This is a genomic window from uncultured Succiniclasticum sp. (genome assembly GCF_902793885.1).
GTDB lineage: Bacteria > Bacillota > Negativicutes > Acidaminococcales > Acidaminococcaceae > Succiniclasticum.
The window spans coordinates 1-24,423 of the sequence record NZ_CADBFF010000020.1; the positions used below are offsets into that span (position 1 = coordinate 1).

The 24,423-nt window shown below is 50.4% G+C and carries 19 protein-coding genes and 1 other annotated feature; of the genes, 1 reads left to right on the top strand and 18 read right to left on the bottom strand.

Annotation, left to right across the window (positions count from 1 at the left end):
• From QZV31_RS09705 to QZV31_RS09760, 12 genes are all read right to left on the bottom strand, one after another.
• On the bottom strand, positions 1-208 hold a 208-nt coding region (locus tag QZV31_RS09705; protein WP_295359985.1), incomplete at its 3' end, for a sodium ion-translocating decarboxylase subunit beta.
• A 139-nt stretch (positions 209-347) separates the two neighbouring features.
• The gene (locus tag QZV31_RS09710; protein ID WP_295359988.1) at positions 348-731 is read right to left on the bottom strand and encodes a biotin/lipoyl-containing protein; all 384 of its coding nucleotides are present in this window, start codon (positions 729-731) and stop codon (positions 348-350) included.
• A 63-nt stretch (positions 732-794) separates the two neighbouring features.
• Positions 795-1,142, bottom strand: coding sequence for an OadG family transporter subunit (locus QZV31_RS09715; protein ID WP_295359991.1), 348 nt, complete (start codon positions 1,140-1,142; stop codon positions 795-797).
• A gap of 57 nt (positions 1,143-1,199) precedes the next feature.
• Positions 1,200-2,705 carry a carboxyl transferase domain-containing protein gene (locus QZV31_RS09720; protein ID WP_093729460.1) on the bottom strand — a complete coding sequence of 502 codons (1,506 nt, stop codon included), beginning with the start codon at positions 2,703-2,705 and terminating at the stop codon, positions 1,200-1,202.
• A gap of 146 nt (positions 2,706-2,851) precedes the next feature.
• Complete coding sequence (gene mce / locus QZV31_RS09725; RefSeq protein ID WP_093729417.1) at positions 2,852-3,271, bottom strand: methylmalonyl-CoA epimerase; 420 nt, start codon at positions 3,269-3,271, stop codon at positions 2,852-2,854.
• A 47-nt stretch (positions 3,272-3,318) separates the two neighbouring features.
• On the bottom strand, positions 3,319-4,260 hold the full coding sequence (meaB, locus tag QZV31_RS09730; protein ID WP_093729418.1) for a methylmalonyl Co-A mutase-associated GTPase MeaB: 942 nt from the start codon (positions 4,258-4,260) through the stop codon (positions 3,319-3,321).
• A gap of 93 nt (positions 4,261-4,353) precedes the next feature.
• Positions 4,354-4,743, bottom strand: a complete 390-nt coding sequence (locus tag QZV31_RS09735) for a cobalamin B12-binding domain-containing protein (protein ID WP_176760369.1) — start codon at positions 4,741-4,743, stop codon at positions 4,354-4,356.
• 39 nt (positions 4,744-4,782) lie between these two features.
• Positions 4,783-6,429, bottom strand: coding sequence for a methylmalonyl-CoA mutase family protein (locus QZV31_RS09740; protein ID WP_295360001.1), 1,647 nt, complete (start codon positions 6,427-6,429; stop codon positions 4,783-4,785).
• Between the two features lie 251 nt (positions 6,430-6,680).
• Positions 6,681-8,219, bottom strand: a complete 1,539-nt coding sequence (locus QZV31_RS09745) for a succinate CoA transferase (protein WP_093912433.1) — start codon at positions 8,217-8,219, stop codon at positions 6,681-6,683.
• A 357-nt stretch (positions 8,220-8,576) separates the two neighbouring features.
• Positions 8,577-9,896, bottom strand: coding sequence for an O-antigen ligase family protein (locus QZV31_RS09750; RefSeq protein WP_295360005.1), 1,320 nt, complete (start codon positions 9,894-9,896; stop codon positions 8,577-8,579).
• 97 nt (positions 9,897-9,993) lie between these two features.
• Positions 9,994-11,277 carry a folylpolyglutamate synthase/dihydrofolate synthase family protein gene (locus tag QZV31_RS09755; RefSeq protein ID WP_295360008.1) on the bottom strand — a complete coding sequence of 428 codons (1,284 nt, stop codon included), beginning with the start codon at positions 11,275-11,277 and terminating at the stop codon, positions 9,994-9,996.
• Positions 11,278-11,406: 129 nt separating this feature from the next.
• Positions 11,407-14,058 (bottom strand): valine--tRNA ligase, encoded by a 2,652-nt coding sequence (locus QZV31_RS09760; RefSeq protein WP_295360011.1) that lies wholly within the window; start codon positions 14,056-14,058, stop codon positions 11,407-11,409.
• 115 nt (positions 14,059-14,173) lie between these two features.
• Positions 14,174-14,578 (bottom strand) — a binding site (T-box leader).
• Positions 14,579-15,012: 434 nt separating this feature from the next.
• Here QZV31_RS09760 and QZV31_RS09765 point away from each other — a divergent pair.
• Positions 15,013-15,942: a cation diffusion facilitator family transporter gene (locus QZV31_RS09765; protein WP_295360014.1), complete on the top strand. Its 930-nt coding sequence runs from the start codon at positions 15,013-15,015 to the stop codon at positions 15,940-15,942.
• 516 nt (positions 15,943-16,458) lie between these two features.
• Here QZV31_RS09765 and yihA read toward each other — a convergent pair.
• From yihA to tig, 6 genes are all read right to left on the bottom strand, one after another.
• Positions 16,459-17,115 carry a ribosome biogenesis GTP-binding protein YihA/YsxC gene (gene yihA, locus QZV31_RS09770; RefSeq protein WP_295360016.1) on the bottom strand — a complete coding sequence of 219 codons (657 nt, stop codon included), beginning with the start codon at positions 17,113-17,115 and terminating at the stop codon, positions 16,459-16,461.
• Between the two features lie 51 nt (positions 17,116-17,166).
• The gene (locus QZV31_RS09775; protein ID WP_295360019.1) at positions 17,167-18,552 is read right to left on the bottom strand and encodes an NAD(P)/FAD-dependent oxidoreductase; all 1,386 of its coding nucleotides are present in this window, start codon (positions 18,550-18,552) and stop codon (positions 17,167-17,169) included.
• A 92-nt stretch (positions 18,553-18,644) separates the two neighbouring features.
• A complete protein-coding gene (gene lon / locus QZV31_RS09780) occupies positions 18,645-20,966 on the bottom strand; it encodes an endopeptidase La (RefSeq protein WP_295360021.1) in 2,322 nt (773 codons plus the stop codon).
• Positions 20,967-20,979: 13 nt separating this feature from the next.
• On the bottom strand, positions 20,980-22,233 hold the full coding sequence (clpX, locus tag QZV31_RS09785; protein ID WP_295360024.1) for an ATP-dependent protease ATP-binding subunit ClpX: 1,254 nt from the start codon (positions 22,231-22,233) through the stop codon (positions 20,980-20,982).
• 120 nt (positions 22,234-22,353) lie between these two features.
• Entirely contained in the window at positions 22,354-22,944 is a 591-nt protein-coding gene (gene clpP, locus QZV31_RS09790; RefSeq protein WP_295360027.1) for an ATP-dependent Clp endopeptidase proteolytic subunit ClpP, read from the bottom strand.
• Between the two features lie 105 nt (positions 22,945-23,049).
• On the bottom strand, positions 23,050-24,348 hold the full coding sequence (tig, locus tag QZV31_RS09795) for a trigger factor (RefSeq protein ID WP_295360030.1): 1,299 nt from the start codon (positions 24,346-24,348) through the stop codon (positions 23,050-23,052).
• Between the last annotated feature and the right edge of the window lie 75 nt (positions 24,349-24,423).

The window sequence follows — 24,423 nt, forward strand, 5'->3', positions numbered from 1 at the left end:
CGGGTTCATCAAAGAAGCCGGTCTTAGGAATATTGCCCAACAGGCAGCCGAAGGCGATGTTGGACAGCAGCAGAGGTTCGAAACCTTTGCCGATAGCCATGTAGAGCAAAATTAAGCCTACAAGGAGCATGATTACGTTACCGCTGGTCAACCCCTCGAAACCGGAGTCGTTCCATACGGACTGGAGAGATACAATCAGAGCTTCCATATATAGTCCTCCACTCAGTTTAAGTTTTTAATGTTCAACAAAGGATAATGAGACTATTATCCTTTTACGTCAATCCCGGGTGGTTCCCTTGCGGGAACCACCCCTGGAACTGACGATAAACAACTTACATCAAATCAAATTACATAACGATCATTACGTCGCCGGTGTTAACAGTAGAGCCTGCGGAAACGCGAACGTCAGCGATGGTGCCGTCAGCCGGAGCCATGATTTCGTTCTGCATTTTCATAGCTTCCAGAATCAGCAGAACCTGGCCGGATTTAACAGCATCGCCAGCTTTGCATTTAACTTCCAGAACTTTACCAGGCATCGGAGCGGTAACGGTAGCAGCACCAGCAGCAACCGGTTTAGCAGCCGGAGCCGGAGCCGGAGCAGCCTTCGGAGCCGGAGCAGCAGCACGCGGAGCCGGAGCAGCAGCACGCGGAGCAGCAGCAACAGCGCCACCCTTTTCTTCAACTTCTACTTCATATGCAGTACCGTTAACGGTGATAGTATAAGCTTTCATGGATATAAATCCTCCCTTGAAATTTTAATTTAGGTATAATATTACCCTAGTTTAATTTTTTAATTAGCAAAACGGTTGTACCGTCTGTGCTTCAGCGCGAGCGCCAACAGCCCACGAAGTAGCCGGAGCAGCAATGCGTACTGCTACAACATTTTCGGCGCCGCCGCAAGCAGCAACTGCAGCAGCAATAACCGCCGCAATTTCTTCGCTCTTGTCTTCAACAACCGGAGCAGCTACAGGAGCAGCAGCCGGAGCAGCTACAGGAGCGGCAGCTTTAGGAGCTGCTTTCTTCTTTGTGGGATCAATCATTTCGATTACATGCATCAGAACGCCGAGTACGATCAATACACCGAATACGACGATCATGTTGATGATAGCAATCAGAAACGGGTTATTAGTTACAGGACCCATTCATTTCACCTCGTTTATATGTTTAAAATAAGCGTCGAGAATTATCTGTTGTATGAATTACAACGGAATGTTGCCATGGCGTTTTGCCGGACGGCTCTCGCGTTTGGTTTCCAACATATGCAGGGCGCTGATAACTGCCGGACGGCTGTTCTTCGGTTCGATAATGATATCTACCATGCCGCGTTCAGCTGCAATGTACGGAGTAGCAAATTTTTCAACATATTCTTCAGTGCTCTTCTTCTGGGTTTCCGGATCCTGTTTCTTGAAGATGATGTTGGCAGCGCCAGCAGGTCCCATAACAGCGATTTCAGCGGTCGGCCAAGCGATAACCTGGTCTGCGCCCAGTTCCTGGGAGCACATTGCCAGATAGGATCCGCCGTAAGCTTTACGGGTAACCAGGGTGATCTTCGGAACAGTAGCTTCGGAGTAAGCATACAGCATCTTAGCACCATGACGAATGATTCCGCCATATTCCTGTACGGTGCCGGGCAGGAAGCCAGGTACGTCAACCAGGTTCAGGATAGGAATGTTGAATGCGTCGCAGAAGCGAATGAAACGAGAGGATTTGTCGGATGCGTTGATATCCAGGCAGCCTGCCATAACTTTCGGCTGGTTAGCGATGATACCTACGGTTTCGCCATCCATACGAGCGAAGCAGGTGATGATGTTCTGAGCCCAGTATTTCTGGTTTTCATAGTATTCGCCGTTATCAACAATAGCTTTGATTACGTCGTACATATCGTACGGAGCATTGCTGTTGTCCGGGCAAATGCTGTTCAGCTCTTCTGCAGTACGGTTCGGATCGTCGCCAGTGTCAACGATCGGAGCGGTTTCCATGTTGTTGGAAGGCAGGAAGCTTAACAGATAACGGATCTGCTGGATGCAGTCAGCGTCATCTTCAGCTGCGAAGTTAGCAACACCGGAACGGGAGTTGTGGGTCATAGCGCCACCCAGCTGTTCCTGGGTTACTTCTTCACCGGTAACGGATTTAACTACCAGCGGGCCGGTGATGAACATCTTGGAGGTTTCTTTTACCATGTAGATGAAGTCGGTCAGAGCCGGGCTGTAAACAGCGCCGCCTGCGGACGGTCCCATGATAGCAGAAATCTGGGGGATAACACCGGAAGAAATGGTGTTGTTGAAGAACAGTTTGCCATAGCCGCCCAGAGCGTCGATAGCTTCCTGAATACGAGCTCCGCCGGAGTCGTTCAGGCCAACGCACGGAGCACCCATCTTCAGGGCCAGCTTCTGAACTTTGGCAATCTTGTTGGCATGCATTTCACCCAGGGAACCGCCTTCAACGGTGAAATCCTGTGCAAATACATAAACCAGACGTCCATCAACAGTGCCGTAACCAGTGGTTACGCCTTCACCAGGCAGATCTTTCTTCTCCTGGCCGAAGTTGTTGCAACGATGGCGAACAAAGCGATCCAATTCAACGAAGGAACCTTCATCCAGCAAAGCTGCAATTCTTTCCCGAGCGGTCATTTTTCCTTTTTCATGCTGTTTAGCTACAGCTTTCGGACCGCCGGCGCCCATAATCACTTCGGACTTTTTGAGCATTTTCTCAATTCGTTCTTGAGTAGTCAAGTTTTGACACCTCCATAAATTATTGGGAGAACTTATTTTTATATATTACACCCTGCCCGTATTTTAGACGGGCAGGTAATGTAACCAAAACAATTTACAAACCGATCAATCTTTTTAAATTAAGCTTTGTGCGGAGTGCAGAGCTCTAACAGAATGCCAACAGATTTCGGATGTACGAAAGCAATGTCCATTCCGCCAGCACCGCCGCGAGGAGCTTTGTCGATCATAACGCCGCCTTTTGCCTGTACGTCGGCAATGGCTGCTACCAGATCGTCTACCAGCAGAGCTACATGCTGAATGCCCTGGCCGTTCTTAGCAATGTATTTGCCGATCGGGCCATCGTTGTTTTCGGTGATGTCTACCAGGAGCTCGATTAAGTTCGGACCGCATTTAATGAATACGGTTTTTACGCCCTGAGACGGAACCGCTTCTTCACCGGTGCATTCCAAACCCAGAATATCGGTGTAGAATTTTTTGGAAATGTCTAAATCCTTGCAGGCAACTCCAATGTGATCAATCTTCGAAACTGTAAATGCCATAAGAATCATCCTCCTAAAAAATTAAATTATTTATTTTAAGGTACCTCTTATTTGAGTACCTTAGAAACGATGGTATCAACCACGGAATACGGTTCAATTTCCCTGCGCTGGAGACGTTCGATGGTCTCATTAAACTCAGTCGTACGAACCACATTCTTATCTATGTAACGGTTAACACGAACATTGACCATATCCGTTACTTCGGATTTGATTCTTTCTTTGCGGATATCAGCCAGTTTGCCGGTCTCAGTAAGGAACTTCTGATGAGCCAGGATAGAGTCAACTACCTTGTCAGCGCCCTGATCCTTGCTGGCAATCGTCCGATTAATGGGCGGGCGCCAACCGGCATTCTTTTCGTTGTTTAACTCCAACATCATTTCCATTTCAATATTCAGTTTATCGGCACCTTCCCGATCAGCTTTATTGATAGTAATCAAATCACCGATTTCGAGAATACCGGCTTTAATCGCCTGAATGTCGTCACCCATACCGGGAATTACGACTACCATGGTCGTATCTGCCGTCTTGACAATGTCTACCTCAGACTGGCCAACGCCGACAGTTTCAACCAAAATAATATCCATGCCAAATGCGTCCATCAGCTTTACTGCATCGCCGGCTTTCTGGGACAGACCGCCCAGACTGCCACGGGTTGCCATGGAACGAATAAAAATTCCGGAATCCATCATCAGATCCATCATACGGATACGGTCGCCTAAAATAGCGCCGCCGGAATACGGGCTCGTGGGGTCAATTGCAACAATACCTACGGTCTTACCGCGTCTGCGGAATTCTTTTGCAATCTTATCAGTCAAAGTGGATTTACCTGCGCCGGGAGGTCCGGTAATACCGATAACATAGGCATGTCCCGTGTGCGAGTAAATCTTGGTCATTATATCAACTGCATTGTCATACTCATTTTCAACAGCTGTTATGCCTTTGGAAAGTGCAAGACGATTATGCTTTAAAATTTCTTCTACAATGTCCATAGCTCTTTATCACACCGCCTTGTTGATAATAGTTATGAAAGATGCAAGACCGGGAAAAGCTCCCGGCTTGCATCTTTTGGTTTTAAGAAGGAATTACTTTACGTTAGCGTTGATGAATTCAACAACTTTGCTGGTCGGGGTGCCGGGAGTGAATACTTCGGCAATGCCGGCAGCCTTCAGGCCGGGGATGTCAGCGTCAGGAATAACGCCGCCGCCGATAACCAGAACGTCGGTCATTCCTTTTTCCTTCAGCAGTTCAACTACTTTCGGGAACAGGGTGTTGTGAGCGCCGGACAGCAGGCTCAGAGCTACTACGTTAACGTCGTCCTGCAGAGCAGCTTCAGCGATCTGCTCGGGGGTCAGGCGAATGCCAGTGTAAATTACTTCAAAACCAGCGTCGCGCAGAGCACGAGCTACAACTTTTGCACCACGGTCATGTCCGTCCAGACCCGGTTTTGCAACTAATACTTTAATGTTAGCCATTATATTATTACCTCCGTTAATTTTTGCTTTAATTTCAAATTATAATGCGGTATGAGCTTTGTATTCGCCGAATACTTCACGCATTACGCCGCAGATTTCGCCTTCGGTTGCATACGCTTCAACAGCTTCCAGAATCAGCGGAACCAGATTTACATGTTCATCAGCGCAAGCAGCTTTCAGAGCAGCCAGTTTAGCAGCTACAGCAGCGTTGTCGCGTTTTGCTTTAACTTTGGCGATCTTGTCAGCCTGCAGTTTGCCTACAGAGCCGTCTACGCGCAGCAGGTTTTTCGGAGGTTCTTCTTCCTGGGTGAATTTGTTAACGCCAACGATGATGCGACGGCCAGCTTCGATATCCATCTGCCATTTGTAAGCGGAATCCTGGATTTCTTTCTGGATGTAGCCTTTAGCGATAGCTTCGGGAGCGCCACCGAGTTCGTCAATCTTTTCAATGTAATCCCAAGCTTCTTTTTCGATCTTGTTGGTCAGAGCTTCTACATAGTAGGAACCGCCCAGCGGGTCGATGGTATCAGCCAGGCCGGATTCGTACGCAACGATCTGCTGGGTACGCAGAGCGATGGTAACGGATTCAGTGGTCGGCAGAGCCAGAGCTTCGTCCTTGGAGTTGGTGTGCAGGGACTGGGTGCCACCCATAACAGCTGCTGCAGTCTGTAAAGCAACACGAACGATGTTGTTGTTGGGCTGCTGAGCAGTCAGCATGGAACCAGCAGTCTGAGTGTGTACACGCAGCATCATGGATTTAGCTTTCTTAGCGCCAAAGCGTTCTTTCATAACTTTAGCCCATACGCGGCGGGAAGCACGGAATTTAGCAACTTCTTCCAATACGTTGTTATGAGCATTCCAGAAGAAGGACAGACGGCCTGCAAAAGCGTCAACGTCCATACCAGCTTTGATAGCAGCTTCTACATAAGCGATGCCGTCAGCGATGGTGAATGCGATTTCCTGGGAAGCGGTGGAACCAGCTTCACGGATGTGGTAACCGGAAATGGAGATGGTGTTCCATTTCGGAACGTATTTGGCGCAATATTCAAAAATGTTGGTGATCAGACGCATGGACGGTTTCGGCGGGAAAATGTAGGTGCCGCGTGCAGCATATTCTTTCAGAATATCATTCTGAATGGTGCCGCGCAGTGCGTCGGAAGGAACGCCCTGTTTCTTGGCAACAGCAATGTACATGCACAGCAGTACGGATGCCGGAGCGTTGATGGTCATGGAGGTGGAAACTTTGTCCAGAGCGATCTGGTCAAACAGGATTTCCATATCAGCCAGGGAGTCGATAGCTACGCCTACTTTACCAACTTCGCCTTCAGCCATCGGATCGGTGGAATCATAACCGATCTGGGTCGGCAGGTCGAATGCGCAGGACAGGCCGCTGCCACCGTTAGCTAACAGGTAACGATACCGTTTGTTGGATTCTTCAGCAGTGGAGAAACCAGCATACATACGCATGGTCCAGAATTTGCCGCGATACATGGTCGGCTGTACGCCACGGGTGAAGGGATATTCGCCGGGATAGCCGAGGTCTTTTTCATAATCAAAACCTTCGATATCCAGAGGGGTATACAGACGATTGGGTTCCAGGTGTGCACGTTCCGGGAATTTAGCGCTGGCAGCATCAGCTTTCGCCATGTACGCATCAAATCCCGCTTTCAGAGTTTCATTTGCCATTCTCAAATCCTCCTTAAAAATATAAATATAAATTTGGTTTCGCAACGCGGATTGGACAGTTCCGCATCACGGTGAGAGTGTTCCGTCAGAGACGGTTTTTATGGCAAGATCCGCAAGGGATCGAGTCAACAATCGGAAAATCACAATTGGACGATTGTGATTTAGGGGGTGAGGCCGAGACCTCAGCCTCACCCGACTAATACATTGTAAACTATTTTACACAATAATTCAAGCTTTTGCAAAAATTATTTTTATTCAGCCGGTTTTTCCATGGAGCCGGTTTCTTCGAACCATTTGTAAACGTCGAATGCTTCGGACAGGATATGCGGGGTCTGGCTGTTGCCGCACTTCTCGCAGGCCCTCTTGAAGTAATCATACAGGTACGGCTGATATTTCGGGTTGGCAATCTGATCGATGATGATCGGAGCTTTTTCTTTCGGGGTCAGGCCGCGCAGATCGGCAACGCCGCGTTCGGAAACGATAACGTCAACGTCCAGGGTTGCATGGTCGATATGGCTGCAGAACGGAACTACGGAACTGATCTTGCCGCCCTTTGCCAGGGAGTTGGTGAAGAATACGGTCAGGTAGCCGTTACGTGCGAAGTCGCCGGAACCGCCAACACCGTTCATCAACTTGGTGCCGCAAATATGGGTGGAGTTAACGTTGCCATAGATATCAACTTCGATAGCGGTGTTCATAGCGATAACGCCGATACGACGGGCAACTTCCGGGCTGTTGGAAATTTCCTGCGGACGGAGCAGCAGATATTTTTTGTAGAAGTCTACGTTTTCATAGAACTTCTTCTGGCATTCCGGAGACGGAGTCAGAGCGGTACCGGAAGCAACGCGCAGTTTGCCGGCGTCGATCAGGTCGAACATACCGTCCTGGATTACTTCGGTGTAAACGGTCAGATCTTTGAAGTCGGAGTTAACCAGACCGTTGATAACCGCGTTGGCAACGGAGCCTACGCCGGACTGTAACGGCAGCAGGTTAGCCGGCAGACGGCCTTCCTTAACTTCGTTCTTCAGGAAGTTAACCAGGTTCTGGCCCATATGTTTTGCGTCTTCGTCGATTTCGCCCAGCGGACGAACTTTATCGGTGATGTCGCAGGGAACTACAGCTACGATCTTATCCAGTTCGCAGGGGATATACGGAGTACCGATACGGTCTTCCGGTCTTTCAATAGGAATCGGTTTACGGTTCGGAGGATCCAGCGGAACATAGGAGTCATGCATGCCTTCCAGGCTTACCGGCTGGGTGGTGTTAACTTCTACGATTACTTTCGGAGCAGTAGCAACGTAAGAGGAGCTGTTGCCCATGGAAGTGGTCGGGATCAGGCCAACTTTGCCGTCGCCCAGGTCGTTGATCTTGCAGACTTCAACGATAGCGAAATCAATTTTCTTACGGTCAGCCATGAAGCCGTAACGGGCCATCTGTGCGAAATGGGACAGATGAATGTCGGCATAACGAACTTTGCCGGCGTTGATAGCTTTACGCAGGGTTGCATTGGTCTGATAAGGCAGGCGGCGGTCCATGCAGCCAGCTTCAACCATGGCAGCATCAATTTCCGGACCTACGGACGCGCCGGTCCAAACATTAACTTTGAAAGGAGTCTTTTTTGCTTTTTCAGCCAGAGCCAGAGGCACAGCCTTCGGATAGCCGGACGGAGTAAAGCCGCTGACGCCGAGGCAGTCGCCGTCTTTGATCATTTCAGCAGCTTCTTCAGCAGTTTTAAATTTGCAAACTACTGATTCACAAACACGATCTTTGATGTCTTCAAAACCTACCATAATAATTACCTTCCTCCTTAAAATATTATGAGAAAATTTCCGCGGCAAGCCGCGGGTAAAACAAACTTGGTTCCGCAAATCCCGTATCTAAATTTACGGAAACAAGGTTTGCTTTGAATCCGAAATTATTATAACACAAAAGAAACAAAAAAGCGAATAGATTTACACAAAATTTGGAATTACCCAAAACTTTCCGGAAAAATACCTGTGGTTCCCATCTTTTTACAGGATGAAAAGGCGCGATTTATTTCAAAACAGTCTCAATTTCCGAAACAATTTTACCAATTATCAAAGCTTTGCGCAAGACAAGTTACACAAATTGCATTTTTTTAGTGGGAATCATTTTCTTATGCTTCGTTATTCGGAGGCAAACCTATTAACATTCCAAATCAGGACCAAAAGTGTATTTAAAAGCCAAAAAAGGACGCCCATGCGCACATTGAAAAGGACGTGGTCTCCAAGTCCTCCGACGGCGATGCCCAGGCTCATCAGCAGGTAGCCTGCAGCAAAAGCCTGCACCCACAAAAACCTTGCTTTCCGAACCAGTTTTACAGCCAGATAAAGCATATACACCCACGCGCACAAAAACAGGACCAAGCCCGGCAGTCCCAGTTCCGCAGCGACATTCAGAAACAGGTTGTGGCAGTGATACATAATTACGTCCGGATTTTTAAAATAGAAATCATATTCCGGAAAAACATAACGGTAATTGTACCAGCCGATCCCCAGCGGATGCTCCTCCACAACCGCCTGGGCAATTTCCAGATAAGCCAGTCTCATAGCGGCCGAAGAGTCTTCCGTAACATGCCGGAGGGTATTGAGGCGCTGCCAGACGGCCGGACCTGCCAGCGCGGCACCTGCCAGTGCAACACCGCAAAGATACAGGATACCCCTCCGGTAAAAGAAAAGGACAAAGGCCAGTACTTCTGCGGCCATGGCCACCCAGAACCCCCGGGAGAATGTAAACACTTCGCAAAGGATGACCAGCAGCAGGATGCCAAACAGTCCCCAGCGTTTCCGCGAATTTTTCTCCACGCTGATGTAACCCATCACATAGGCTGCCACAATGCATAAGTAGCCGGCAAATATATTGGGGTTCTCCCAGCTCGAAAAGACACGGTTCCGCAACAGCGGGTTCGCTTCTTTGTCAACCCATAAGGCATCGGTGGCACCGCCAAAATAGTGCTGCCCGATACCAATCAGGACAGAGACAACGGCCACCCATCCCAGAACACGAAGCATGCGCAACGGAAAAGGCTGGCGCATAAAAACTTTCCAAAACGGCAAGCCGTCCTCGTAAGGGGCCGGCCTGGCAAAAGGACTTGTCCCCGCAAAACAGTTCCCGAAACGTGTGACCAGCCAGACCACAGACACATACTGTCCCACGACATAAAAGAAATTAAACGTACAATCAAAGGGGTGGGTAACCAGCGGATTATGCAGTGAAACATAACCTGTGGCCAACAGCAGCAACAACAGCCATTTTAAATGACGAGGCCAGACGCGCAGCTGTGAAATACCGCGTTCCTTCCACGCAATCTGCAGTCCCATCAGCAGCGACAGCAAGATCACAATGCTGAGCAGGGTCTGGTCAAGGGCGATACACCCCGCGATCAGCAAAAGAAACTTCTGCATCTTACGGTATTCTTTTGCCGTTACGTTTGTATCTTCTATCATCTCCGCACCTTAACCCATTCGTTTCTCCGGATTTCAAATTGCAAAAAAACACGGAATCCCAAAATGCTGCCCGTTCATAATGAATCAGCACTTATTCTTATATTCTTACGCTCGCCTTAAACGTCCCCACCAGATACAGGGAACCGCAAACGCAGACGACACCGTCGTCACCCGCCGCCTCACAGGCCTGCCGGTAGGCCCGGCTGACAGAATCCACCGGTGTGGCATTGCTGCCGACCCGGGCAGCCAGGTCCGCCGCTTCCGCAGCCCGGGGCCCGTCGTCAGCCCGCACGGTAAACACCGTATCAGACGGGCGAAACAAAATCCGGATTACCTCATCTACACTTTTATCGCCCATCATACCGAAAACAAAAGCCCGTTTCCTGTCCGGATAATATTTGTCCAGCGCGTTCCGCAGGGCTTCCGCCCCATTGGGATTATGGGCCCCGTCCAGAATCACATCCGGCAAACTGCTGATTTTTTCCAGCCGCCCCGGCCATTTGGTATGGGCCGCGCCAAGATGCAGATGTTCCTCTGTAATCCGTGGGTCCTGCTTCGACACAATTTTCGCTGCCACAATGGCAAGGGAAGCGTTGACGATCTGATGCGCCCCCGGCAACTGTATCTCGTACTCCGAAGCGTAATTGGTCCCGGCCATCAGCCTGAACTTCTGTCCATCGACAGAACTGCTGATTTCCTGTCCCCGGAAGGATCTGCCGTACTCATACAGCGGAGCCTCCTTCAGGGCGCCCATCACCCGGATCGGTCCCAGGGCATTGCCTTCCGCCCCGGTGACCACCGGAACCTTTTCCTTGATGATGCCGGCTTTTTGCAGGGCAATTTCTTCTATTGTATTTCCCAGCACCTTGGTGTGATCCAGGGCAATATTGGTAATCACGGAAACCAGAGGCTTAATTAAATTGGTAGAATCCCATAAGCCCCCCAGACCCACCTCGATCACGGCGTAATCCACCTGCTGCAGGGCAAAGTAATGGAAGGCCGCCGCAGTCAGAATTTCAAACTGGGTAGGCTGCTCGCAGGCTTCCTTTTTCACCAGGTCATCCGCAAACTCACGCACCGTGGTCAGAACTTTCGCGAAGTCTTCATCCGGAATATCTTTTTCATTAATCTGGATCCGCTCGTTGTAGCGGACAAGGTGCGGGGAAGTAAATTTTCCCACCCGCAGCCCTGCCTCCGCCAAAATGGCAGCAATCATGGTGGTAACGCTGCCTTTGCCGTTGGTTCCGGCTACGTGAATCGTTTTTACCTGGTTTTCGGGATGGCCCAGCACAAACAGAAGCTGCTGGATCCGCTCCATTCCCAGCCGGATGCCGAACTGCCCCAGACTTTCCAGCCAGGCAATACTTTCATCATAATTCATGGTAAAACAATCTCCGGATTTTCATATTTCTACCAGTGTTACAGTACACGCATCATAACATCGGCACGCATTACGATGTACCAGTTTCAGGACAGTACCTTAAGGAAACACTGATTCATCAGCGTCTCCTTAAATCGTTTTCAGATATGCCAGCCGTTCTTCAATGGTTTTAATCTTGGCCGCGAATTCTTCCGCTTTTGCCTGTTCTTTTTCCACAACCTCTTTCGGCGCTTTGGCCAGGAATCCCTGGTTCTGCAGCTTGCCGCTCACCCGCTGCATCTCTTTCTGCAGTCCGGCAAGTTCCTTATTCAGACGGGCGGTTTCCACCTCCACGTCAATCAGCGCTTTCAGCGGCAGATATACTTCCACGCCCGCATTCACGGAGGCCATGGCATTTTCCGGTTTGTCGGCCGTCAGCGGCAGCAGTTCCATGTCGTCCACATTGGCCAGCAGATGGATATAGGCGGCATTCTCCCGGAACACTCCTGTCAGTTCATCCGATACCAGCAGGATCGCGGGAACTTTTTTGCCCGGGTTCACATTCACCTGGGACCGCATTTCACGGATGGACCGGATGGCGTTCATGATGGCTTCCATGCCCTTTTCCGCCGCCTTATCCTGCAAGGCGGGATCCGCCTTCGGCCAGGCGCTGATCATGATGCTTTCAGTATCATGGGGCAGTGCCTGATAAATCTCTTCCGTAATAAACGGCATGTAAGGATGCAACAGTTTCATAGCGCCGGTCAGCACGGTCACCAGCACCTGCTGGGCCGTTGCACGTGCTTCTTCCCCGGCTTTGCCGTACAGTCTCGGTTTGATCAATTCAATATACCAGTCGCAGATCTCGCCCCAGATGAAATCATACACGGTTCGGCCCGCTTCGCCCAGCTCGAACTTATCCAGCAGCGTGGTCACATCTGCAGCCACATCCTGCATGCGGGAAAGGATCCACTTATCCGCCAGCTCGTACGGAGCCCGTTTCGCGTCGGCCTGATAGCCTTCCAGATTCATCAGCGCGAAGCGGGAAGCGTTCCAGATTTTATTGGCAAAGTTCCGGGTGGCTTCCAGACGGCTCCAGTAGAAACGCATGTCATTGCCGGGCGTATTGCCGGTGATCAGCATGAAGCGCAGGGTATCGCAGCCATACTGTTCGATCACCTGCAGCGGATCGATACCGTTGCCCAGGGATTTGCTCATCTTCCGGCCCTGCTCATCCCGGACCAGGCCGTGGATAAACACCCGGTCAAAGGGAATGTCCTTCATAAATTCCATGCCCATGATCAGCATGCGGGCCACCCAGAAGAAGATGATATCGTAGCCGGTCACCAGTACGCTGGTGGGATAGAACTGCTTCAGGACATCTGTCTTTTCCGGCCAGCCCATGATGGAGAACGGCCACAAGGCAGAACTGAACCAGGTATCCAGGGCATCTTCATCCTGATGCACGTGACCGCCGCACTTCGGGCATTTGTCCATATCCGTACGGGACGCGATTTCCGCGCCGCAGTCGTCACAGTACCAGACAGGGATCCGGTGTCCCCACCAAATCTGGCGGCTGATGCACCAGTCGTGCATGTTTTCCATCCAGCCCAGATAGTTCTTGGTAAAACGTTCCGGCACGAATTGGGTGCGGCCGTCTTTTACGCAGTCCGTAGCAGCCTTCAGCAGCGGCTCCATCTTTACGAACCACTGGGTGGAAATCAGGGCCTCAATCGGTTCGCCGCAGCGCTGGCAGTGACCTACGGAATGAGGACAGTCTTCAATTTTTACCAGCAGTCCCAGTTCGTCCAGATCTTTTACGATATTCTTACGACATTCATACCGTTCCTGCCCTTCATAGCGTCCGGACTCTTTGGTCATGATACCGTCTTTATCGATGACAACAATGGCCTCCAGGTTCTGCCGCAGGCTCATCTCATAGTCGTTGGGGTCATGGGCCGGAGTAATCTTTACCGCGCCGGTACCGAATTCTGTATCAACATAGTCATCGGCGATAATGGGAATTACCCGGTTCATGATCGGCAGCATGATTTTTTCGCCTACCAGCTTGCCGTACCGCTCGTCTTTCGGATTTACGGCCACCGCCGTATCGCCGGGGATAGTCTCCGGACGGGTGGTGGCAATGGTCAGGTATTCCCCTTCATGACCGATGATCGGATATTTGATATACCACAGATGGCCCGCGTCGTCCTTGTGCTCTACTTCGATATCGCTTAACGCCGTATTGCAGTTGACACACCAGTTGGTGATGCGGGTGCCCCGGTAAATCAGTCCCCTTTCATATAAGGAAACAAACACTTCCCGCACCGCCCGGGAGCAGCCTTCATCCAGAGTAAAGCGGATGCGGTCCCAGTCGCAGGAAATGCCCAGACATTTCAGCTGGTCGATGATCCGGTTGCTGTACTGTTCTTTCCAGGCCCAGACCCGTTTCACGAACTCTTCCCGGCCCAGGTCATAGCGGGTCAGTCCTTCATTCTTTTTAATTTCTTCTTCTACCTTAATCTGGGTTGCCAGTCCGGCATGGTCGTAGCCGGGGAACCAGATTGTGTTATCCCCCATCATACGGTGCCAGCGGATCAGGATATCCTGCAGCGTGTTGTCCAGGGCATGCCCCATGTGCAGCTGTCCTGTAATATTGGGAGGCGGAATGACAATGGTAAACGGTTTTCTGTCCGGGTCCGGTTCCGCGTGGAAATATTTATTCTTTTCCCAGAACTGATACCATTTCTTCTCCACCGATGCGGGATCATACGTTTTAGGGATGTTGTGCTCTTCTGCCATGTTCTTTCCTCCTGTGAACCTATAAAAATTTAATTATTACCAAACTCAATGCTTAAGGCAACACTGATTAATCAGCGTCTCCTTATGAAAACAAAAAAGCCCTGTTACAACATTGCAACAGGACGAATGACCGTGGTACCACCTGAATTCTCTGTTCATTATTCAGGTGAAACTCCGGCATATTTTACGCAACTACGGATTGAATCAATATTTGCGTGATAGGATGCCCACCTGACTATGGACAAAGCTCTTATTGATTACGTAACGTGTAACACGGGAACGCTTACGCATATTACAGAGATGCACAACAAAACGCGCATTCATTCCATGAACTTGCCGTTCATTCGCAAATCATCACATAAGATAATATGAAGATTTGGCTGCGAATCATTATTTTCTCTGTCATACTTCAGCGTTCCGGCTCCCGGGCTACCTTCCTGCATTTCCACCGGACGATTTTCACCAGCCTCGCCCTCTCTTCAGGTCTTCCTGCAGTACTCCTCCCGTTCCCAGCCGTTTTTATAAAAAATTGTACTTTTTTAGTTTACCAACCTCGGGTAACGCTGTCAAGCACTATTTTTTCTCCGGAATAAAAATTGCACAGCCAGGCGGGCTTATCCGACGCAAAACAGAAATAAATTTATAAAAATTTTACATTTCCCCTGATACATGCACCATGCGGCGAAGCCGATGCTAACTGGTGTTAGCGCATGTTAACAAGGAAAAATTCCTATTGACAAATCATTTGCATGGCCTTATCATTGTCGTTAATATCCCGAAAGGCATACTTCGTTCCACTGCCCCATGTTGCATCTGCCTTATAAAGATACGCTGATTACATGCGTTTATTTACAGACGGATTCATCCGCGTTTCCTTATTTTCTGCAGCAAAGGGCAGCGTCCGGCGTACGCAGCATCATAAAACGCCCCATCAAAATATAAAGGAGTGTTTTTATGAATTCACTGCATGTTACTTCCAACCGTGAAAAGATTGCCATGCGCATCTCCTGGTACAGCATCGCGGTCAACGTCTTTCTGTCCCTGGGCAAATTTGTCGCCGGTATCTTCGGTCATTCCGCTGCCATGGTCTCCGATGCCATCCATTCGGCTTCGGATGTTTTCGCAACGTTTATTGTCATGGCCGGCATCAAAATCTCCGGAAGAGCGTCGGACGACGACCACCAGTATGGCCATGAACGCCTGGAGTGCGTGGCTTCCATCCTGCTCTCTGTTATTTTAGCCCTGACCGGACTTGCCATCGGCTACGCCGGCATAGAGAAAATCCTGAACCAGGATACAGAGTCTATTACCATTCCTACGTTCCTGCCCCTGGCAGCCGCCATCATTTCTATTGTAGTAAAAGAAGCCATGTACTGGTACACGCGTCATTATGCGCTGATGCTGGAATCCGATGCGCTGATGGCAGACGCCTGGCACCACCGCAGCGATTCCCTGTCTTCCGTCGGCAGCTTCATCGGTATTCTGGGCGCCCGCATGGGCTACCCCATCCTGGACCCCATCGCCAGCGTGGTAATCTGTCTGATGATCCTGCAGGCCGGCTATGAAATTTTTATGGGAGCCATTGATAAAATGGTTGACAAAGCCTGCTCCAAGGAAGAAGAAGATGCCATGCGGGCCAAGGTCGCCGCAATCCCCGGCGTCAATCACATCGACCTGCTGCACACCCGCCAGTTCGGCAGCCGCATCTTTGTGGATGTGGAAGTCAGCGCCGACGATAACCTGACCCTGCTGCAATCCCATCAGATTGCGGAAAGCATCCACCATTCCATTGAAAAGGATTTCCCCAATGTCAAACACTGCATGGTACATATCAATCCTGTAAGCGAAGTTTGCCATGAGTGTTACGGGGAACACCGCCATTAAACCGGGGTTTCGGAATCCGAAAATGCATACCGGTAATTCTTACATTTAAATACACTGCTAAATACTCCGCCTTTTTCAGGCAAATAAAAAACCCGCATGGTCCAGATGCGGGTTTTTTATTTGCAGCTGTGTCAAAAGGAGAAGGAGAAGGATGGGAATTTTGCTAAATGACTTGTGAATAGCAAATTAAACAATCAATAATATTTCGCCCTGCAAGTAAAAGAATAAGACCGTTTCTGCTTGCGCAAGAACGGTCTTGATATCGGTCACTGGCACCTTCCCACTCTCACCTAGAAAGGTACTTCCTGTCTAACATCACTATCCTGTCGCTCGCAGGTTAAGCACGGATGCTTATACAGTTTACATTCCGGTTATACGGTGACGGGATCACATCGGAATTACGCCGATTTAATAAACTGCACGAAATATTTATTTGATGCTTTAATTATAACGATTCCTATTAAGTCTGTCAAGCTATTTATTTTATTTTTTTGCAAAAATCATGCAGCCGGAAGATTATTCTTCCAAATTCACTTCCGAATTTGCTGTCAGGGCTGCCATGATGCGGTTAATAAAGTCCAGCCGCATGGTAGGCTGCAAAACGGAATAGGCTGTAATCTGTTCCTCCGCAAGTCCCAGCGCCTTCTTAAACGCCGCGCGCTGTGACATCGCCGCATTCCGGCTGAGTTTATCCGCTTTGGTAAGCACGACATGAACGTTGAGCCCACACTCCTGCATCCATTTATAGGCCTCCACATCACTGTCCATCAGATTATGGCGTATGTCCATAAGCTGGCAGACCAGCGCCAGGTTCGGAGCCTCCTCCAGATACTTGCGGATAAAACCGGACCACTGTTCCTTGTTTTTATGATTGGTTTTTGCGAACCCATAACCGGGAAGATCCACCAGATAAAACTGTGTCCTGTCTTCGGCCTGTTCCGTGACCCGCTTGGCATCCAGCCGATAAAAATTCAGCGTCTGCGTCTTGCCGGGCGAAGAGCTGACCCTGGCCAGCCCATTCCGGCGGCAGACCGAATTGATCAAAGAAGACTTGCCCACATTAGAACGCCCGATAAACGCTACTTCCGGTAAATATGGTTTGGGATACTGTTCCGCGCGGACTGCAGATGTAATAAATTCCGCACGGATCACATCCCAGTGTTCTTTTGCCATGTGCACCTCCTCATCTGTATCCGATAACGCCGCGTTCCGTCGCGGCCCTCTTCACGATAATTTCTGTGCTCGTTTTCCTATCTCTCTCGCAATAAATACACCGCTGGCACTGGCTTGGGACAAACCTCTGGTAATGCCGGCGCCGTCCCCGGCCGCAAACAAGTTAGGAATTTTTGTTTCCAGATGCTCATCCAGATCCAGACGGGAACTGTAGAATTTCACTTCCACCCCGTACAGAAGCGTATCCGCGTTGGCCATGCCGGGAGCAATCTTGTCCAACGCATAAATCATTTCAATAATATCGTCCAGTTGCCGCTTCGGCAGCACCAGGCTCAAATCCCCCGGCGTTGCGTTCAGGGTAGGACGCGTAAAGCTTTTTGCCAGCCTTCTCTCATTGGTACGGCGGCCTTTGACCAGATCTCCGAAACGTTGCAGCAGAACGCCTCCGCCTAACAGATTGGAAAAAGACGCAATCCGTTTGCCGTATTGGTGGGGTTCTTTAAAGGGTTCCGTAAATTTATTGCTCACCAGCAGGGCAAAATTCGTATTTTCACTCTGCCGTGCCGGATCCGCATAGCTGTGACCGTTTACGGTAACGATGCCGTCCGTGTTTTCCGCCACCACATAGCCGTTGGGGTTCATACAGAACGTCCGCACCAGGTCATTGTACTGCTTCGTACGGTAAACCAGCTTTGCCTCATACACTTCGTCGGTAATGTGCTTGAAGACCGCAGCCGGAACTTCCACCCGGACGCCTACGTCTACCGCATTATTGGTAAAAGCAAGCCCCAGCTTCCGGCCCTGCTCCGTAAACCATTCCGCGCCGGCCCGGCCGGGAGCCGCAATCAGATAGGTACTGCGCAGTTCGCCTTTTGACGTATCCAGCACGAATTCATCCGCTTCCTTGCAAAAGCTGTTCACTTTGGTATCACAGAAAATATCAACCTTTTTACTCAGGTCTTCGAAAATATTTTCCATAATCTGCAGATTGTTTTCAGTACCCAGATGGCGGACCTTGCCGTTTAACAGATGCAGGTCATAGCCCAGGGCCTTGCGGCCGATGGAAGAATTCTTGGTTGTAAAGGTTTCGCCGGGCGCACCGTACCGGCAGTTGATGGAGTCCACGTAATCAATCAGGTCCATCACGGTCTGCTTGGGCAGATACTCTGGCAGCCAGCCGCCAAATTCGGTAGTAAAGTTATATTTGCCGTCCGAAAACGCACCGGCGCCGCCGAACCCCCGCATGATCGCACAGGGAACACAGCGCAGGCAGTGGTCGGTTTTGCCGGCAGCCAGCGGACAGTGGCGCTTTGTTACGGTATGCCCTTCTTCCAGCATAACTACGGAAAGCCCGGGGAACTTTTCACTGAATTCCCAGCAGGCAAAAATGGCGGCAGGTCCTCCGCCAATTACAGCAACATCATACTTTTTCCGCATACTACCGCCCCTCATTCTTCCGGAAATGCTGATGCAATGCCCCCGCACTTCCTTTTATCTGATTATATTATACCACAACTGCGACGATATCCTTACGGCTTCAGCGCCAGTTTCAGCACTTCATCCATATGGTTCACCGGTACAAACTGAATATCCTCCCGCACTTTTTCCGGCAGTTCGGTCAGGTCCTGCATATTCCGCTCCGGCAGCAGCACGGTCTTTACCCCGTAGCGATGCGCTGCCAGCATTTTTTCCTTGATGCCGCCTACCGGGAGCACCTTACCGGAAAGGGTAATTTCCCCGGTCATGGCCAGATCCGCTTTAACAGGCCGTCCCGTCAGGGCCGAAACCATCGCCGTCACCATGGTGATACCGGCAGAAGGCCCGTCCTTGGGAATCGCGCCTTCCGGCAGATGGATATGAATATCCGTTTTATCATAGAAGTCTTCTTTTAATCCCAGTTCTTTATAACGGGAACGGATATACGTGTAACCGGCCCGGGCGGACTCTTTCATTACGTCGCCCAGCTGGCCGGTCAGGGTCATACCGCCCTTCCCTTCCGCCGCCAGTACTTCCACTTTCAGCAGTTCGCCGCCCACGCTGGTCCAGGCCAGCCCGGTCACAATGCCAACCTCTTCCCGGGCACGCAGGTCCGACTCCAGATAAATGCAGGGACCAAGATAATCCGTCAGATTCTTCACGGTTACCTTCGCGTCGGTTTCCTTTTCCGTAACAATACGATAGGCAACCTTGCGGCACAGTTTCGCAAGCTGCCGTTCCAGACGGCGCACGCCGGCTTCCCTGGTATACTCCCGGATGATTTTCCGGATGGCGCCGGAGGTAATGGAAAATGTCTTTCCAGTCAGGCCGTTGGCTTCCATCTCCTTGGGCAGCAGATGAAGCCGGGCAATATTTAACTTTTCCTCTTCCGTATAACTGGATAACTCAATGACCTCCAGCCGGTCCAGCAAGGCAGGAGGAATGGTTTCCACCGTATTAGCCGTTACGATCCAGAACACGGAAGACAAATCAAACGAGTACTCAATAAAATGATCGCTGAAGGCGTGATTCTGTTCCGGATCCAGCGCTTCCAGCAGCGCGGAAGCAGGATCGCCCCGGAAATCACTGGCCATCTTGTCCACTTCATCCAGCAGGAACAGCGGATTCAGGCAGCCTACCTTCTGCATCCCGTGAATCAGCCGCCCCGGCATGGCCCCGATGTATGTCCGGCGATGTCCGCGAATCTCCGCCTCGTCCCGCACGCCGCCCAGAGAAACCCGGGTAAACTTACGGTTGACGGCTTCCGCAATCGACAACGCCATGGAAGTCTTGCCCACACCGGGCGGGCCTACCAGGCATAAGATCGGCGCCTTGTTTGTTTTTGCCAGTTTTTGTACCGCCAGATGTTCCAGGATGCGTTCCTTGACCTTCTTCAGGCCATAATGGTGTTTGTCAAGGATCCGGGCAGCCTTGTTAATATCAAAGCCGTTTTTGTCATATTTTCCCCAGGGCAGATCCAGCACCGTATCCAGATAATTCCGGATCACCGTGCTTTCCGCCATCATGGGGGGCATCTTGAACAGGCGGTCAACCTCTTTGTTCAGGCCTTTTACTACTTCTTCCGGCAGGGGCAGCGCCTTCATCTTTTCCCGGTATTCTTCCGCTTCCGCATGAACATCTTCCGCATCGCCCAGTTCCTGGCTGATGACTTTTATCTGTTCCCGCAGATAATATTCTTTCTGGTTCTGCTCAATATTCTGATGCACCTTCTGGGCAATACGTTTTTCCAGCTCGGAAATCGTCATTTCCTTGTGCAGGATTTCATACAGTTTTTCCAGTCTGGCTTTCACAGACACCGTTTCCAGCAGCAGCTGTCTGGTTGCCAGATTCACATCCAGATAACCGGCTATGGTATCCGCCACAATGCCTGCATCCGGATTATCTTTAAACGAAAGCAGTATCTCCGGACTGATTTTTTTGCCCAGCAGTACCCATTTTTCAAATTCGGAAACCACCATACGGCGCAACGTTTCCAGTTCCAATCCGTTTTCGTTCAACGCCCGGGCCGACAGTTCCGTAATAGAAGCAGCCCAGCAGCCGTCCACACCGTCAGTCACCCGGTCTGCAGTTGCACGGCAGAGCCCTTCCACCAGAATCCGCACCGAACCACCCGGCAGTTTCAGCATCTGCCGGATCTCGGCAACTACGCCCACTTTGTAAAGATTATCCAGCGCCGGCTCTTCTGCTTCTGATTTTATCTGGGAAACAATAAATATTTTTTTGCCATGCCGCATGGCCACGTTCACAGCATTCAGCGACCTTGCCCTGGCGATGTCAAGGTTCATCACCGTACCGGGAAAAATCACCACGCCGCGTAAGGGCAGCAGCGGCAAAATATGAGAAAGGGTATCCAACTTATTTCCTCCGTCAGGCAACAATCAGTTCCGGCTCCACATGCTTCCGTACTGTGTCTTCTGTGACAATACATTTTACCACATCGGTACGGGAAGGCACTTCGTACATTACGTCCCGCATGATTCCTTCAATGATGGAGCGCAGGCCGCGGGCTCCGGTCTCCCGGCGCAGGGCTTCTTCCGCAATAGCCACCAGGGCTCCGTCTTCAAATACCAACTCTACATTATCCATGCTCAGGAAATGCTGATACTGTTTGATCAGCGCGTTTTTCGGTTCCTTTAAAATGCGCACCAGCGCTTCTTTATCCAGCGCATCCAGGCTGACCATAACCGGCAGCCGGCCTGCAAACTCGGGAATCAGGCCGAACTTCATCAGGTCCTCCGGCATCACCTGTTTAAACAGGGAATCCTCTGCCTTCAGCTCTGTTTTCTTTTTAATGTCTGCCCCAAAGCCCATGGTCTTGGTATCGATACGCTCTTTAATGATGCTCTCCAGACCGGCAAACGCACCGCCGCAGATGAACAGGATATTGGTCGTGTCGATCTGAAGGAATTCCTGATGGGGATGTTTGCGCCCTCCCTGAGGCGGAACATTGGCGGTCGTTCCTTCCAGGATTTTCAGCAGGGCCTGCTGCACACCTTCACCGGAAACGTCCCGGGTAATGGAAACGTTTTCCGACTTCCTGGCGATCTTGTCAATTTCATCAATATAAATAATGCCTCTCTGGGCTTTTTCAATATCGTAATCCGCATTCTGGATCAGGCGCAGCAGAATGTTTTCCACGTCTTCTCCCACATACCCGGCTTCGGTCAGGGTGGTGGCATCCGCAATGGCAAAGGGTACCTGCAGGATCCGGGCCAGCGTCTGGGCCAACAGGGTCTTCCCGCTGCCGGTAGGCCCCAGCATCAGGATATTGGATTTCTGCAGTTCCACATCCTTATCTTCCGGCCGCGTGCTTCCGTAATTGATCCGTTTGTAATGATTATACACTGCAACAGCCAGCGTTTTCTTCGGCTCATCCTGCCCAATTACGTACTCGTCCAGAATCGCCTTGATCTCCTTCGGTGTCGGCAGGTTCTGCAACGCTTTCGGCGACGTAATCGTATTATCCTGTTCGTATTCTTCTTTCAGGACTTCGGAACACAATTCGATACACTCGTCGCAAATGTACCCGTTACGACCGGCCAGCATCCGCTTCACCTGATCGTTTCGTTTTCCACAGAAAGAACAAATCACATCACTTTTTTTATTATCAGAAAAACTCATCTGTAACTCCTCTTGCTGTCTGATTAATTATAGTTTGGGCTTCACAATCTGCCCGGGTCCGGAACTGTCCGCCGCATTTACTGCGGCTGTAGTTCCGGTCAGCTGCGTTCACACAGCCGGTTATTCTTCCGGCATACGGTCTACGACCTGGTCGATGATACCGTAAGCCATCGCCTCTTTGGCCGTCAGGAAGTTATCCCGGTCCGTATCCGCGGCCACAGCTTCTTTGGTCTTGCCTGTATGTTTCACGATTACATCATACATTTCTTCCCGGATCCGCAGAATATTTTTCGCGTGGATGGCAATGTCGGACGCCTGGCCTTCATACCCGCCCAGGGGCTGATGGATCATCACTTCCGAGTGAGGCAGGGCATAACGTTTTCCTTTTTTGCCGGCCATCAGCAGGATGGAAGCCATGCTGGCTGCCAGCCCTACGCAGATGGTAGATACGTCAGGCTTGATGTACTGCATGGTATCGTAAATCGCCATACCGGCGGTCACGCTGCCCCCCGGGCTGTTAATATACAAATGAATATCCTTGTCCGGATTTTCCGATTCCAGGAACAGCAGCTGCGCGATGACAACATTTGCTACTTCATCCGTAATGGGGCCCGTCAGAAAAACGATCCGGTCTTTCAACAGGCGGGAATAAATATCATAGGAGCGTTCGCCCCGGTTATTCTGCTCAACGACAATTGGAACATAACTCATACAGTTCACTCCTTCCAGATTTGTTTTATACCGTTTTACGCGTTCAGGACAAAAGGGCTGTCTGTACATGCGCACAGACAGCTCCTCATGCTTACCGCTTATTTATTATTTTGCGTTGTCCAAAATTACATGGGCAGCCTTGTGACGCAGGATGTTGGCCAGAAGCAGCCCCATGTTGTTGTTCTTGCGGATGATGGTCTTTACATCTTCCAAACGGGCGCCGTTCTGGTCTGCAATAGACTGGAGCTGGGCATCTACGTCAGCCATATCGACCTGGATGTTTTCCGCCTTGGCAATCGCATCCAGTACCAGGTCGGTACGGACATTCTTTTCTGCGCCTTCACGCTGTGCCTCACGCAGCTTCGCCATATCCATGCCGGTGTACTCCATGTACTGGTCCAGCGTCATCTTACGGCTTTCCAGATTCAGTTTGATCTCTTCCACCATCTGGGTGATGCGGTCTTCGATCATAACCGGGGGAACATCCATCTTTGCATTATTTACGGCTGTATCAATCAGCGCGTTTTCATATTCGGTTTTGGCATCCCGCTCCGCAGCTTCCTGCATGTGCTTCTTATAATCTTCTTTGGCTTCCGCAACGGTTTTGTAGCGGGTGTACTTGGCAATGTATTCATCGTTCAGTTCCGGCAGTTCCTTATGCTTTACAGCCTGGATATGCACCTTGAAGATAGCCTGCTTGCCGGCCAGTTCGGGAACGAAGTAGCTTTCCGGGAAGGTTACGTCCACATCGGTGTCGTCATCTTTCTTCAATCCGATCAGCTGGTCTTCAAAGCCGGGAATGAAAGAGCCGGAACCGACTTCCAGCGGATAACCCTTGCCTTCGCCGCCGCTGAAGGCTTCCCCGTCAACCGTACCGGCAAAGTCGATAATAGCGAAGTCGCCTTTTTCAATCACGGTCTCGTCATCGGTATCCACCATCTTCGCGCCGCGGTTGCGCAGTTCTTCCAGAGCTTTGTCCACGTCTTCGTCGGAAACCTTGGCTTCTTTCTTATCCACATGGATGCCTTTGTATTCGCCCAGTTCCGGTTCCGGTTTCAATACAACCGCAACGTCAACTTCAAAATCCTTGCCTTCGGCAAACTCTTCAAAGGCCTTTTTCTCATCCTTCACTTCCGGATCGGAAACCGGCATCAGCTTTTCCGTTTCAATGGCCTGCTGGTAAGCCCGGTTCACACAGATATTGAAGGCTTCTTCCTTTACGGCCGCTTTACCGTAATGCATTTCGATAATATTACGAGGCGCTTTGCCCGGACGGAAGCCGGGGATCCGTACCTGGTTCGCAATCCTTGCTACAGCCTGTTTAAAGCTTTTGTCAACTTCGGCAGCAGTAACAGCAATCTTTAATGCCGCGTCGTTTCCTTCTCTGGTAACACTTACATTCATTTGAAAAAATCCTCCCTTAATATATGTTACTAATTGTAATAACCCTGTAAATTTTGGGGCACAAAAACCACCCCA

What these genes read in the sequence shown, in the direction of transcription:
- QZV31_RS09710 (WP_295359988.1), bottom strand. Translation starts at nt 731, where the DNA reads ATGAAAGCTTATACTATCACCGTTAACGGTACTGCATATGAAGTAGAA.
- QZV31_RS09715 (WP_295359991.1), bottom strand. Translation starts at nt 1,142, where the DNA reads ATGGGTCCTGTAACTAATAACCCGTTTCTGATTGCTATCATCAACATG.
- QZV31_RS09720 (WP_093729460.1), bottom strand. Translation starts at nt 2,705, where the DNA reads ATGCTCAAAAAGTCCGAAGTGATTATGGGCGCCGGCGGTCCGAAAGCT.
- mce (WP_093729417.1), bottom strand. Translation starts at nt 3,271, where the DNA reads ATGGCATTTACAGTTTCGAAGATTGATCACATTGGAGTTGCCTGCAAG.
- meaB (WP_093729418.1), bottom strand. Translation starts at nt 4,260, where the DNA reads ATGGACATTGTAGAAGAAATTTTAAAGCATAATCGTCTTGCACTTTCC.
- QZV31_RS09735 (WP_176760369.1), bottom strand. Translation starts at nt 4,743, where the DNA reads ATGGCTAACATTAAAGTATTAGTTGCAAAACCGGGTCTGGACGGACAT.
- QZV31_RS09740 (WP_295360001.1), bottom strand. Translation starts at nt 6,429, where the DNA reads ATGGCAAATGAAACTCTGAAAGCGGGATTTGATGCGTACATGGCGAAA.
- QZV31_RS09745 (WP_093912433.1), bottom strand. Translation starts at nt 8,219, where the DNA reads ATGGTAGGTTTTGAAGACATCAAAGATCGTGTTTGTGAATCAGTAGTT.
- QZV31_RS09750 (WP_295360005.1), bottom strand. Translation starts at nt 9,896, where the DNA reads ATGATAGAAGATACAAACGTAACGGCAAAAGAATACCGTAAGATGCAG.
- QZV31_RS09755 (WP_295360008.1), bottom strand. Translation starts at nt 11,277, where the DNA reads ATGAATTATGATGAAAGTATTGCCTGGCTGGAAAGTCTGGGGCAGTTC.
- QZV31_RS09760 (WP_295360011.1), bottom strand. Translation starts at nt 14,058, where the DNA reads ATGGCAGAAGAGCACAACATCCCTAAAACGTATGATCCCGCATCGGTG.
- QZV31_RS09765 (WP_295360014.1), top strand. Translation starts at nt 15,013, where the DNA reads ATGAATTCACTGCATGTTACTTCCAACCGTGAAAAGATTGCCATGCGC.
- yihA (WP_295360016.1), bottom strand. Translation starts at nt 17,115, where the DNA reads ATGGCAAAAGAACACTGGGATGTGATCCGTGCGGAATTTATTACATCT.
- QZV31_RS09775 (WP_295360019.1), bottom strand. Translation starts at nt 18,552, where the DNA reads ATGCGGAAAAAGTATGATGTTGCTGTAATTGGCGGAGGACCTGCCGCC.
- clpX (WP_295360024.1), bottom strand. Translation starts at nt 22,233, where the DNA reads ATGAGTTTTTCTGATAATAAAAAAAGTGATGTGATTTGTTCTTTCTGT.
- clpP (WP_295360027.1), bottom strand. Translation starts at nt 22,944, where the DNA reads ATGAGTTATGTTCCAATTGTCGTTGAGCAGAATAACCGGGGCGAACGC.
- tig (WP_295360030.1), bottom strand. Translation starts at nt 24,348, where the DNA reads ATGAATGTAAGTGTTACCAGAGAAGGAAACGACGCGGCATTAAAGATT.